This window comes from Sulfurimonas sp. C5, assembly GCF_029872055.1.
GTDB lineage: Bacteria > Campylobacterota > Campylobacteria > Campylobacterales > Sulfurimonadaceae > Sulfurimonas.
Map to the genome: position 1 here is coordinate 221,287 of NZ_JARXNQ010000002.1, position 12,980 is coordinate 234,266.

Genomic DNA, 12,980 nt, shown 5'->3' on the forward strand with positions numbered 1-12,980 from the left:
TTTCTACCGTTAGTATAGCTGAATTTGCAATAAAGCACTAGCCCTAAAATGATTAAAATTTAATCATTTGGGATTTTTTTTTGATTTTAAGACAAATTTGTTGCTTAAAAATTAATCAGTAGTTTTTAGAGAAGAGATGATGAAACTATTCTATTTTGGTCTGTTTTAGCTATTTTTTTCTGATCGGAAAGAATATTATTAATTAGATTTGTATATTGAGAGGAATTATTTGGATTTACATATAAAACAGATGCACTGACACTTAATAGTTTAAACTCTTTTTTCTTCCCTTCTCTGTCTGTACTTGTTATATGACCTCGCTTGCGATCTTCCGGGGAATAGAATGTTTTTGCTTGGTTTTCAAAAGTAGCAAGGATTGATTCTATCTGTTTATATTCTTCCTCTTGAGTCACTTCGGAACATACAAAAAAGTCATCGCCTCCAATATGTCCTTTGAAAAAAGAGGATGGAAGATATTTTTGCAGAATATCTGCAAAAAGTTGAATGATCCTATCTCCGTTTCTAAAACCGTATTTGTCGTTATATGCTTTAAAATTATCTAAGTCAAAATAACATAATATATGAGGTTTGTGGCATGAAAGTGTAGAGATAGTTTTCTCAACAACTCTGTTACCAGGCATTTTTGTCAATGGGTTTTGATCGCGTGCTGCTAACAGATTTTCTTCATGCATTATTTTAATAATGTTACTTGCCGACAAGAAACCAACATAGCTTGTATTTTGTGTGATAATAATACCGCTTGATTCTGCATTGTTTGAGTATAGTTCAATGATTGTTGTAATGTCACTGCGAATATCTGTAGAAGGACATTTGACAATAAAGTTTTTTAGCCTTGAAGTATCTTTGTTTTCATTTAACAAGAGTGACATACCGTAAGGAGAATAGAGATACTCTTTGATCTGAGACTCGTAAAAAATGCCGACTGGCTCGTTACTGTTATTGACTACAGGTACGACAGGAATATTCTTTTTTTCTTTAAAGTATTCTACTACTTTTTGCATTGAATATTTCGATTTTATCGGTTCGATATGATCGATGTATTTGAGAATATTTCCACCTTTTTTTTCCCGTTTGTCGTTTTTGATAACCTCTACAACATGAGGATATTTTTTCTGGATTTCTTCGACATTAAGAGTCGGTTTTTGAATAAAATATCCTTGGGCAAAATGGCATCCGATCTCTTTACAGGTAAGATATTCTTTTTCAGTTTCAACACCTTCTGCAATCACTTTGATTCCCAGATCTATGGCAAGATGTGTAATACTTTTTACCATCATCTTTTTCTTGGTATCTTTCTCTATGTTTTGTAAAAAATATCTATCGATTTTAATAATATCTGGAGTAGAATCAAAAAGCAGTTTATAACCTGCATAACCTACACCAAAGTCATCTATAGCAATACAGTAATTAGAATTTTTATAGTGTTGCAGTACTTGTTCCATACCAAAAATATCTGCTACTTCGTGGCGTTCTGAGATCTCAAAACATATATTTTCTTGTTTAATATTGAGTTCTTGTAAAATTTTACTTGTATTTCCGGGAGTAAAGTCAGACATCTCAAAAAGTCTGTTGTCAAGATTGTAAAATAGTTTTAGATTGTCATAGTTTTCAATTAGAGTAAATTTTTTAATCGCTTTTCTTCTGAGGGCTAAATCAAAGCAATAGAGACGTCCCTCTTTATACATTATGTCAAATACTTCGAAGATTGAACGACAGCCAATATCTCTAAAGTTTCTAAGGAGTGCCTCAACCGCATATATTTTTCCTGTATTTATATTTACAATCGGTTGAAAGGCTATATCCAGTAATTCAAGTTTTTCTTTACAATCATCATGGATATGACATTCGGTACTTTTATAGTCCAAAGTATCTATCCTTTTGTTTTTGTTTGATCTTATCGATTGAGACAACGATAAAACTGTCAATACAGTCTGAGAAGTCAGGATCTACATTATATGCACAAAATTGTATACCTCCTTCTTCACATAACTCACTGTATTGTTTATAAAGTGTAGGGACACTAGCTCCTATAGAACTCAGAGATCTTTTCAGTATTTTAAAATTTTCTTTTTGATCGTCTGAAGCGAATTCTTTTGTAAGCGTTTTAGTCAAATCTTTGTCACTTTTAAAGTTGTAAGGAATTTTTGCAGTAACCAGGTTTTGTGTGTCTTTATAAGTTTGATCGTAAAAATAAAGGATCATGTCTTTTGCAGTTTTCGGTAAGGCTGCACTGAGTGAAACAGGACCAAACATATAGTGAATCTGTGGATTGTTTTTGAGGTATGCTCCAATTCCATACCATAGATAATCTAGTGCACGGCTTCCCCAGTATTTAGGTTGAACAAAACTGCGTCCAAGTTCTATGGCATCATCTAGATAAGGTAAAAAGTTTTCATTAAAATCAAAGAGAGTTGTCGTATAAAGTGCTTCAACACCTTTTGTTTCAACAATCTCTTTACACTCTGCTATTCTATAAGCTCCTACAATTTCAAGCTCTTCATTGTCCCATAAAATGATATGTTTGTAATATCTGTCATACTTGTCTATATCACGTTTTTTATTGATACCTTCACCAACTTTTCTAAATGATACTTCTCTTAAACGGCCAATCTCATTGATCACAATAGAGTTTTTATCATCACTTGAATAAAGGTAGATAGACTTTCCGTCTTTCGTTTCACCCAGAAGTTGAGAGCTTTTTAACTCTTTTCTTAACATTTTAGGATTTTCAGGATGGGCTATCGCCTTTTGAGTTAAAAAGTAGTTTTTTTTAGACTTAAGGCTATAGAGGTGTTTCTTGTAAAGATCGATCAATTGCTCTTGTTCAATCCCTTTAGGCATAGTGTTTTCTGAAGGAATAAGTTCACCAACAACCATCTCAATTGTATTGTTTCTTTGTTTGAACATCTCATTTGGCAGAAGTGCAGTTGAGAGTTTTTTGTTTAGCGCAGAAACCGAATAAAAAGTTTTTGAGTTTTTCCCGCCGATATAGATAGGAAGTATTGGTGAGTGTGTTCTATATGCAAATTTTAGAAAACCTTTCTTCCATTTTTTATCTTTAATTCCTGTTGGTGTAGCACGACTTACTTCACCTGAAGGGAAGATGATGATTGCTTCTTCGTTTTCTAGTGCTTCATATACTTTTTCGATAGATTCCTTCTTCTGTTTTGCAGTAAAAGCATTGACATTCAGAAGAAGAGGACGAAGGTTTTCAAAGATATCTAGAAAATCATTTGCTACCACCTTAATATCTTTTCTCACTTTTGAAACAAGTTTGATAAGTGAAAGTGCATCAAGGGCACCTAAAGGATGATTTGCGATGATTACAACACGCCCTGTTGCAGGAATGTTTTCAATCTCTTTATCGTTTACATAGAAATTGAAGTTAAAGTATTCTAATACTTCATCAATAAACTCGTAACTACCGAGATGAACATTTTTTTCCATAAATTTGTTGATTTCGTCTTGGTGAATTACAGAATCTGCAAATTTTGAAACGGCAGATTTTATAAGTTTTGAGTTTTTAAGTCTTGGGTATTTGTTTAGCAGCGTTTGTTCTATATCTATCATTATGCAATTCTTTGAATATTAACATACCAATCTTCATTGAAATATCTTACTTTGTCTATCAGTTTGATATACAATGCATTTTCTGTTAATTCTAAATTTTTTATATATTCTTGAGGAACATCAAGTTCATAATACAAATGATCTTCGATAACATTGAGGCTTAGTTCTTCTTGAGCATATCCCAAGTATTCCAGCTTCTTAGTTTGTATGCTAAACTCACGCATTTTCATGTTTATTCCTTAGAAATATTATGAAATGATAAGCTAGCTAGATTACATTTGGATTACAAAAAGAGTTGATTAGAAGTGGATTGTAAAAGTGGAACCTTTATTTTCTTCACTTGCTATTGTGAGTTTAAAACTATGTAGTTTAATGATGTTGTCAACCAAGAATAGTCCCAGTCCAAGAGAATTGTTCCAAGTGTTTTTATGTACACGGTAAAACTTGCTAGTGATATTTTCAAGGTCTTTTTGACTAATACCGATTCCGGTATCGATGATGTCAATATGTAAATGATCAAAATTGATGACGACTTCATCTTCAGAGTATTTAATTGCATTTTCTATTAAATTAGAAAAGACGATACTCATCATTGTAGGATCTGCATGGATCTGTTGTTCTTTTGGACCGTTAATAAGTATTTCACGACCTGGATAGTTAATCTTGATATTTTCTGCACAATCTTCAAGAAGTTCACCTAAACTGAATGTACTTACTTTTAAAGACTGTTGATGTGAATCGAGTTTTAGTGAAAGACGAAGCGTATCAATAAGTTCACTCAGTTTTGTTCCGTTATTATGGATCTTTGTTAAAAATTTTTGTCGGATGTTTTGATTAATGTTAGGATCTTCAAGTAAAGTTTGGGAATATCCATTTACAATGGCAATAGGATTTTTAAATTCATGAGAAATTGCCGAGATAATGTCATCTTTTTGTTTATTAAGATCTTTGAGTTTATTTGTATATTTTGATTTTTTCTTCTCTTGTTTTACAATGATTTGAGAAACTTTTGTTAAGAGTTTTGTAATGAGTGCAAATTCCTGTGAATACTCTGATTGAATGAAAGTCGATTTTTGTTTTTTTACCATCGATTTTAAAAAATTGATAATGTTGCTTACTTCATGTTCAACTTGGGAATTGATTTTATATGTCACGTAAAAGATAGCAATAAAAAAGAGTGTCAGGGCAGAAAATATTTTTAGAGCAAGCTGAAGCATTTTTTCTATGATTCCTCGAAGTTCTACTGCCATTCTAACGTAAATTGTTTTCTCTTGAATAGTATATTTTTTTGCTACATAAAGCAGATCGAGATTCAGTGTGTTTGAGTGCCTTTTTTTAAAACCGTACTCCTCTAAATCGGCTTGCATAATCTCTTCGCGGTAACGATGATTTTCCATTTGGGTTTTGTCTTTGTGTGATTCGGCTATTACAATACCATCTGCATCGATAATCGTTATTCTAATACCGAGCTGTTCTTTGACCTGTTGTACAAGCTTATCAAGATCGGTATCTTTATTAATTTGAAGAGTAATAAGCTGAATATCTTGTAGAAGAGATTTTTTTGTGTTTTCAAGGTAAAAATCGTATTCCCAGAAATAGACGATACTGCCTATGATTACAGAGAGTACGAAGAAAAGTGCTAAAAATTTTCTTAGAACTATTTCATGAAACTTTAGCACTTTTTACCCTTGTCTTATGAAGCTTGTAATGAGCCGCCTACGTTAGCGTAGAGCAGGAGATTTGCCATAGAAATAGCACGGCCAGCAATTTTTTCGCTTTTTCTTAAAGCTCTTAACATTCTATGGTATTTTTCAAATTCTCCACTTGATGTTTCCGCTTTTTGAATTAGATTTTTCTCAATCATTGAGTAAAGATCGTCAGTTTTATTCTCTTCGATTAACACTTCTTCATATCTTTCTCTTAATTCATCAGAATCATTACAGCTTATCATGCTTACAGCAGTTTTAACAGCTCTGATTGTAGAGTTTTGCATAGGGATAGCATATTCAGAAATAGTATCTTCTTCCAAATCAGTACAAATATCCGTAAAACCTCTGATGAAGCTTCTCGTATTTGCACATGCACGAGAAAGTTCGTTAGTGATTTTAAAATAAGCCACTACTTGTCTAAGATCTTTTGCTTCCGGTGTATATAGAGCTAAAATTTTGATAATCAGGTTATCTATTTCATTTGTTTTTGAAGAGATGTTTTTAATATAATCTCTTGCATTATTGAATTTTTCTACATTACAGTCTGTAATAGCGTCAACGATGATCTCATTCGCCGTTACAAGATCATTTCCAATATTGATAAGTTTCTCTTGAACTTCATTTACGCTTGTTTTAAATGTTTGTAACATCTCATCTCTCCTTTTTATCCAAAACGACCAGTAATATAGTCTTCTGTTTGTTTTTCTGTAGGATTTAAGAATATAGTTTCTGTTTTGTCATATTCTATCAAATCACCTAAATACATAAATGCAGTGTAATCACTGATACGGCTTGCTTGCTGCATGTTGTGTGTAACGATAGCGATACTTACTTCATTTTTCAGCTCTACAATTAGCTCTTCAATTGCACCAGTTGAAATAGGGTCTAGTGCAGAAGTTGGTTCGTCAAAAAGTAAAACTTCAGGTTTTACTGCAACAGCCCTTGCAATACAAAGACGTTGTTGCTGCCCACCTGAAAGACCCATTGCAGACTTATCAAGTCTGTCGTGAACCTCTTTCCAAAGAGCAGAACCTTTTAAAGCTGCTTCAACCCTGTCTTGAAGTTCTGTTTTATTTTTGATACCTGCAATTTTAAGACCATAAGCGACATTATCAAAAATACTCATTGGAAATGGAGTTGGTTTTTGAAAAATCATTCCTACTTGTTGACGAAGTTTGATAAATTCATTCTCTTTTTTGATATCTAAGATATTGTTGTATTTTCCGCTTTCTAGATCAAGAAGTTCAATTTTTCCGTCATATTTATTTCCAGGGTATAGATCATGGATTCTATTTAGCGAGCGAAGCAGTGTTGATTTTCCACAACCACTCGGACCGATAAGAGCTGTAATTTTATTTTGCTCGATCGGTAGATTGATGTTTTTTAATGATGGGTTATCCACACCTGCGTATGTAAAAGAGAACTTTTTAATTTTCATAATTGCCATATTGCTATATCCTTATTTCTTATGTCTTGTGATATATCTACCACTTAAATTGATGATCAGAACTAAAACTGTTAGTATAAATGAAGCTGCCCAAGCTAAATCTCTACTAGATTGTTCTGGTTCGTTCGCTAAGTTATAAATACTTACCGAAAGTGACGGGAAACTCTCTGTAAGATTCAAGCTAAAATAGTTTGATGTCTCAGATGTAAAAAGAAGCGGTGCTGTTTCCCCTATAATTCTTGCAAATGCAAGTAAAATACCTGTCATTATACCTACTTTAGCCGCTTTTATAACAATGTTGATAATTACTTTGTATTTACTGGCTCCAAGTGCAATTCCAGCTTCACGTAGTTCACGAGGGACAAGTGAAAGCATAGAATCGGTTGTATTAATAACAACGGGAATCATCATAATGGCAAGTGCAATAGAACCTGCATATCCACTTGTACCACCAGTTGGTACAACAATAACTGCATATACGAATGCCCCGATTACAATTGAAGGTGCAGACATCATCACATCACTAAGGTCTCTGATGAAAGATGCATATCTTCCACGACCGTATTCTTGAATATAAATACCGGCAGTCATACCGATTGGAATACCGATTAATGAAGCAAGAGCGGCTAAAATCAATTGTCCAATAATAAGGTTACGTAAACCACCTTCAACCAAGTCATTTAAAAAGAGGCTAAAGTGAAAAGAACTTAATCCTTTTATAAACAGAGTAACTAAAATCCATCCTAAAAATGCAAGACCTATCAGTGCTGAAAGGATAGAGAGTGCTAAAAAGATTTTATTTAAAAGAAGTCTCATTATTTAGCCTTTCTAAGAAAATAAAATTTCGCAAGTGAAATAACACAGAAACTGATCACAAAAAGTAAAAGTGCCAAATAAAACAGTGCACTCTCTCCCATACCACTTGCTTCACCGAAGTTATTTGCCATAGCAACAGGAATAGAAATTGTCGGATCGTTAATTGCACCCGGTAAAGAAAAAACAGAACCGATTAGAAACGCTACAGCCATTGTTTCCCCAAGAGCACGTCCTAGGGCTAAAATAATTGAACCTATTATACCTACTTTAGAGTATGGAAAAATAATATCTTTAATAACTTCAAATTTTGTAGCACCAAGTGCATACGCGGATTCTTTTAAAACACTCGGTGTAGTATTCATACTATCACGTGTGATTGCTGCCATAAACGGTAAGATCATAACGCCAAGAACAAGACCTGCCGTTAAAAGTGAAACTTGATAGCCACCTACGATATCAGCGATAATAGGTGCAAAATAGTAAAGTCCCCACATACCGAAAATAATCGACGGAATAGCTGCTAAAAGCTCAATGGCAATACCTACTATATTTGAGATATTTTTAGGTGCAATTTCTGATAAAAATACGGCAATACCCATTGCTATAGGTAAAGCGAAAATAAGGGCAATAAGTGTTGAAAGAATTGAACCGACAATTGGGATCCATCCACCATACACCGTTTTTGTATTTTTATTCAGTAAGCCATCATCTAACATCCAATCATCTTCATCAGCAGTTTCATCTGTATTGGTTGTTGTAGCAGGAGTCACAGGAGCATTGTCGATAACTACCTCTTTATTCCAATCGGGATCTGTTATAAAGCCCAAACCAAATTCATCTATTGCAGGCTTAGCAGCATGAAATAAAGTAATGAATATCCCGATAAGAATAACGAGAACTAAAGAAGCACTACTCAATGAGAGTTTTTGAAATATTTTTTCCATCGACAAACCTAAAAATTAAAAAAATTACGGAATTATATATAAAATAAGATTACAAGAGGATTACACGAAAAAGGGGAGGGGGTGAAAAAGGTATTATTTAATACCTTTTTCTGCCCAGTATGTGTCAATTTTAGCTGTTAAAGATTCAGGAAGTGGAACGAAACCTAAACTTTTAGCAATCTCTTGACCATTTTTGTATGACCATGCATAGAATGTAGTTACTTTTTTATCCATGTCAGCTTTTTCTGCTGGAACTAAGATGAATGTAGCAGCTACCATTGGGTAAGAATCTTCACCAGCTGGGTCAGCGATTACTGCATAGAAATCTTTAGCAGGATTTAAATCAGCTTTAGCAGCAGCAGCTTGGAAGTATTTTAGTTCTGGTTTAATATATTTACCAGCTTTGTTTTCTACAGCAGCCATTGCAATATTGTTGTTTTTAGCATCAGCATAATCCATATAACCAACAGAGAATGGAGTTTGTTTGATAAGTGCAGCTACACCAGAGTTTGTTTTACCACCGATATGTTGTGAACCTGGCCAGTTAAGTGCTTTTTTCGCACCAAATTCAGCTCTCCAGTCTTTAGATACTTTTGAAAGGAAGTAAGTGTAGTTGTATGTAGTACCACTACCGTCAGCACGGTGAACGAAAGTTACTTTTTCGTGTGGAAGTTTCATACCTTTGTTAGCAGATGCGATTACTGCATCATCCCAGTAAGCAACTTTACCGCTTGAGATTGCAACGATAGCGTCACGGCTTAATTGAAGGTTTTCAAGACCTGGAACATTGTAACCCATTGTGATAGCACCAACTACACCAGGGAATTGGTAAAGTTTGTTTTCTTTTAAGTCTTTTGGAGAAAGAGGAGCATCAGTTCCAGCAAAATCAACTGCACGTGCTTGAGCATCTTTGATTCCTTTTGAAGAACCTTTTTTGATATAGTCAATTTTTACACCAGTTTCTTTGTTGTATGCTTTAATCCATTTTTGGTAAACACTATAAGGGAAAGAAGCACCACTACCTTTGATAACATCACTAGCACTTAAGCCACCAGCTAATACTGTTGCAGCAAGAGCAATTTTAACCATTTTTGTCATTTTGAATTACCTTCTTGTTTTTTTTAAGATGCGAAAGTATAAAACAATAAGGTTACAGATTGATTACATATGAAGAGTATACCCAGACAGAGTCTGGATATATTGATTAAGGAGAAATGAAATTTGAAATTTGTTTATTAGAATTTTATAATTGCATCTAATTGCACACGCTCATAGTCTGCAGCTGGTTTAGTAGAACCATTTCTTTGTCCATAAAGTGTGTTATAAAAGAATGTTCCAGCAAGGTATGTATTTTTGCCAAATTTATATTTTGTTCTAATCGCATGTCCTCTAGCAGCACTACCACCACCGAAGTTATCAGAGTCACTATGATCACCAAGTACAGCATCTTCTTGAATATCAGTATAAGAATACTTCACTTGCCAATCATGAACATTTTTTGCTTTACCTATTTGAAAAGCTAAATCATATCCAAAGTTTTTATTGCTTGCTGCAGCATTGTATGCTACTCCAGCAGCAACTGTAAAAGGTTTACCAAATACATCTTTAAATTTTAACTCTGCAAACCCTTCAACAATGTGGAAATCGTTTTCATATACATCAGCTCCAGATAAATCTGTTACAAATGTATTACCCATTTTTTTACCATCGTCTTCAGGATAATACATAGCAGTATTCCCTTTTAAACCGTCATAGTAATAAATACCTGCACCTAAGTTTAATTGAGAGTTGTCAAATTTCATTTTCTCAACATATTGTGCAAAATATAGATTAACATTATCTCTTGAGTTGATTCTTTCAGCATATGTTGGTTGATTAGCACCTACGTTAATGATTCTAGAGTCATTTTCATAGTTATAACTTAAACCATTGAACGATAAGTCGTTATCCCAAATAAGCTGTGACTTGATTGGTCTATATATCATATACGGGTGTCTACCAACTTTTACTGTAGAGTCTCCATTTTTATATGTAAGGTTTAAAATATTAAATCTCATTGATTGCCACATGTAATCACTTAAAGCTTTGTCATTTGAAAATGTCTGATTACCTGAAGTTGGATTTGCATATCCACTTCTCATTCCAGCTTCAAATGTTAAATTTTCAGTTAAATCTACAGCTCCAATTAATCTTAATCTATATCTATTGTGATAAGTGTACTTATTTGTAGTCTCAGTACCATCTCTGTAGTACGTTTCTTTACTCTCATATCTTAATCTCAAGTCACCTGAAAAATGGATTCTTTCAAGAATATCATGCTCAATACCAGTTACCTTAGCAACATTTTTTGGTTCAAGAGTTGGATTTGGAGTTGCTTCTGCAGCAACCACACCTAAAGTTAAAGCAGCTAAAGCTGATAATACAATTTTATTCATTTTATGAATTCCTTTTTTTATTTTATTTTTTTGCTTTGTAAACATTGTATATGCAAAGCTGAACTCATAGATAAGGAATTCAATAAGGTGAACAAACAAACGAAAACGTTATCTATGAATTTAGCCTTGAATAACAGTGAAAAATTTTGTGTATATTGCAAAGCTGAATTCATAGACAAGGAATCCAAAAAGGTGAACAAACATAGAAAAACATTATCTATGAAGTCAAACTTTGAATATAACGAATGATTAAGTTGTATGAATTAAAGTATTGGAGGTTTTAATAAAGACGCGTTAGTGCGATATGTATGTGATTGGATTTGATATGTTGGTTGTGCACCATTAGAATAGATGTTAGATAATGAAAAGTAGCTAAGAAAAAATGCATTTTTGCTTTCTTCTTCATTTTCTTCTTCAGCTTCTTCTAACTCTACTTCTTCAGATTCCATTTCAATATCTAGCATGATTTTACTAGCATTAGTCATATCAAAAGTAAGTGTATTTACAATAGGATTGGCAAAGATTAAAAATGAAAAGATTAGTACAGAAAGTAATTCTTTTATATTGTTATATTTCATAACTTTGCTCCTTTTGTAAATTGTTGGCGAAATAATAAAACAGCAAGGTTACAAAAAGGTTACGAAATAAGGGTTGTTTTGTAATCATTGTGTAACCTTGCTAATTTATACTTTCGCCGAACAAACAAAAACGAAAAAAAGGAATTCAAAAATGAATAAAATTGTTTTATCAGCATTAGCTGCTTTAACTTTAGGTTCAGCTGCTGCTTCAGCATCTGATGTAAAACTTTTCCAAGATGCAAATGGTCAAGTATTCACTCAAGGTGGTGAAGGTCGTACAGAGATTAAATCTTCAACTTCAGTATTTTCTCATGCTGACAAATTAAAATTTTCAGGTTTAACATACCTTGGTTATGTATATAATGATAGAGATAAAACATTATCTGATGGTACTGAAAACACTTCAACAGACTCGTCTGAATTTCAAATTCGTCGTGCATATTTTCAATTAAAAGCATATCTTCTTGATGATCCAAAATCATACTATCGTGTAACATTCGATATGAGTAAAGATGTGACTGGAGATGAAAAAATCCGTGCTAAATATGCTTACTTATACTTAAATGATATTCTTCCATATACAGGTGTTGAAATCGGTTTGGCTCACAGACCATGGCATGACTATGAAGAGCACAACTCTTGGTATTTCCGTGATATCTCTAAAGTACTTATCGAGTCAAAAAGAGATGGTGACTTATCTAACTCAGCAGACTTTGGTGTAATGACAAAAACAAAAACTAAATATTTTGATGCTGATATCGGTCTTTTCAACGGTGAAGGTTACCATGCATATCAAGCAGGAACAGACATGAGTTTTGAGTGGAGAACTACTGCTCACATTCTTGGTGTTAACGGTAAAGACAAGCAAGATACTTTAACTTATTGGGATGCATCTTTCTATGGTCAATACAATAAAGCACACAAAGCTGGTGCAATTGCTGGTAAAAACGATGATTTAGTTTTCTACGGTTTCCATACTGTATATAACCAACCATCATTCTTATTATCTGCTCAATACGTAAAATCTGAAGATACTGCTGAGAATTCAACTTACGTTTCTAAACAAGCTGGTAAAGGTTACTCTTTCAATGGTGAATACCGTTTAGGTGCTGAAAAACAATATAGAATCCTTGGTCGTTATGACAGCTGGACTCCAAAAGCAAACCAAGGTGCAATGGTTGTATCTGGAACAAAAGAATATGAGAAAAAATCTTATATCGCTGGTTTCGCATGGGACATGAACAGAAACGTTCAATGGGTAGCTAACGTTATCGTTACTGATAATGAAGGTGACATGACTAATACAGCTCATACTAACGAAAATGGTACTCAATATATGCTAACTGCTCAAGTTGAGTTCTAAAATATAAAAAACAAATTTCAAATTTCATTTCTCCTTAATCTGCAAGAAGCAAGCCTTACCCCGCTTGCTTTCTTGTAATCCCTTTTTAAAAAAATTT

Annotated in this window: 12 protein-coding genes; 1 reads left to right on the forward strand and 11 read right to left on the reverse strand. The window is 33.4% G+C overall.

The window, feature by feature from the left end; all coding sequences use genetic code 11:
- Positions 1-125: 125 nt before the first annotated feature.
- The 11 genes from P6N22_RS05430 to P6N22_RS05480 all read right to left on the reverse strand — a co-directional run bounded on the left by P6N22_RS05430 (position 126) and on the right by P6N22_RS05480 (position 11,520).
- Positions 126-1,886: a bifunctional diguanylate cyclase/phosphodiesterase gene (locus P6N22_RS05430; protein WP_280330913.1), complete on the reverse strand. Its 1,761-nt coding sequence runs from the start codon at positions 1,884-1,886 to the stop codon at positions 126-128.
- Complete coding sequence (locus P6N22_RS05435; protein WP_280330915.1) at positions 1,876-3,591, reverse strand: GNAT family N-acyltransferase; 1,716 nt, start codon at positions 3,589-3,591, stop codon at positions 1,876-1,878. The genes P6N22_RS05430 and P6N22_RS05435 overlap by 11 nt, the downstream gene beginning before the upstream one ends.
- Positions 3,591-3,821 carry a hypothetical protein gene (locus P6N22_RS05440; RefSeq protein WP_280330917.1) on the reverse strand — a complete coding sequence of 77 codons (231 nt, stop codon included), beginning with the start codon at positions 3,819-3,821 and terminating at the stop codon, positions 3,591-3,593. The genes P6N22_RS05435 and P6N22_RS05440 overlap by 1 nt, the downstream gene beginning before the upstream one ends.
- Before the next feature lie 69 nt (positions 3,822-3,890).
- Positions 3,891-5,270, reverse strand: coding sequence for an ATP-binding protein (locus P6N22_RS05445; protein WP_280330919.1), 1,380 nt, complete (start codon positions 5,268-5,270; stop codon positions 3,891-3,893).
- 14 nt (positions 5,271-5,284) lie between these two features.
- Positions 5,285-5,950 (reverse strand): PhoU domain-containing protein, encoded by a 666-nt coding sequence (locus P6N22_RS05450; protein WP_280330921.1) that lies wholly within the window; start codon positions 5,948-5,950, stop codon positions 5,285-5,287.
- A 14-nt stretch (positions 5,951-5,964) separates the two neighbouring features.
- Positions 5,965-6,747: a phosphate ABC transporter ATP-binding protein PstB gene (gene pstB / locus P6N22_RS05455; protein WP_280330923.1), complete on the reverse strand. Its 783-nt coding sequence runs from the start codon at positions 6,745-6,747 to the stop codon at positions 5,965-5,967.
- A gap of 12 nt (positions 6,748-6,759) precedes the next feature.
- Complete coding sequence (gene pstA, locus P6N22_RS05460) at positions 6,760-7,563, reverse strand: phosphate ABC transporter permease PstA (RefSeq protein WP_280330925.1); 804 nt, start codon at positions 7,561-7,563, stop codon at positions 6,760-6,762.
- The gene (gene pstC / locus P6N22_RS05465) at positions 7,563-8,507 is read right to left on the reverse strand and encodes a phosphate ABC transporter permease subunit PstC (protein WP_280330927.1); all 945 of its coding nucleotides are present in this window, start codon (positions 8,505-8,507) and stop codon (positions 7,563-7,565) included. Before pstC ends, pstA begins: the two co-directional genes overlap by 1 nt.
- A 93-nt stretch (positions 8,508-8,600) precedes the next feature.
- Positions 8,601-9,605 carry a phosphate ABC transporter substrate-binding protein PstS gene (gene pstS, locus P6N22_RS05470; RefSeq protein WP_280330929.1) on the reverse strand — a complete coding sequence of 335 codons (1,005 nt, stop codon included), beginning with the start codon at positions 9,603-9,605 and terminating at the stop codon, positions 8,601-8,603.
- Between the two features lie 137 nt (positions 9,606-9,742).
- Positions 9,743-10,942 carry a putative porin gene (locus P6N22_RS05475; RefSeq protein WP_280330931.1) on the reverse strand — a complete coding sequence of 400 codons (1,200 nt, stop codon included), beginning with the start codon at positions 10,940-10,942 and terminating at the stop codon, positions 9,743-9,745.
- 263 nt (positions 10,943-11,205) lie between these two features.
- The gene (locus tag P6N22_RS05480) at positions 11,206-11,520 is read right to left on the reverse strand and encodes a hypothetical protein (RefSeq protein ID WP_280330933.1); all 315 of its coding nucleotides are present in this window, start codon (positions 11,518-11,520) and stop codon (positions 11,206-11,208) included.
- Positions 11,521-11,671: 151 nt separating this feature from the next.
- Between P6N22_RS05480 and P6N22_RS05485 the strand changes: the two genes are divergently transcribed.
- Positions 11,672-12,883 carry a hypothetical protein gene (locus P6N22_RS05485; protein WP_280330935.1) on the forward strand — a complete coding sequence of 404 codons (1,212 nt, stop codon included), beginning with the start codon at positions 11,672-11,674 and terminating at the stop codon, positions 12,881-12,883.
- Positions 12,884-12,980: the final 97 nt, after the last annotated feature.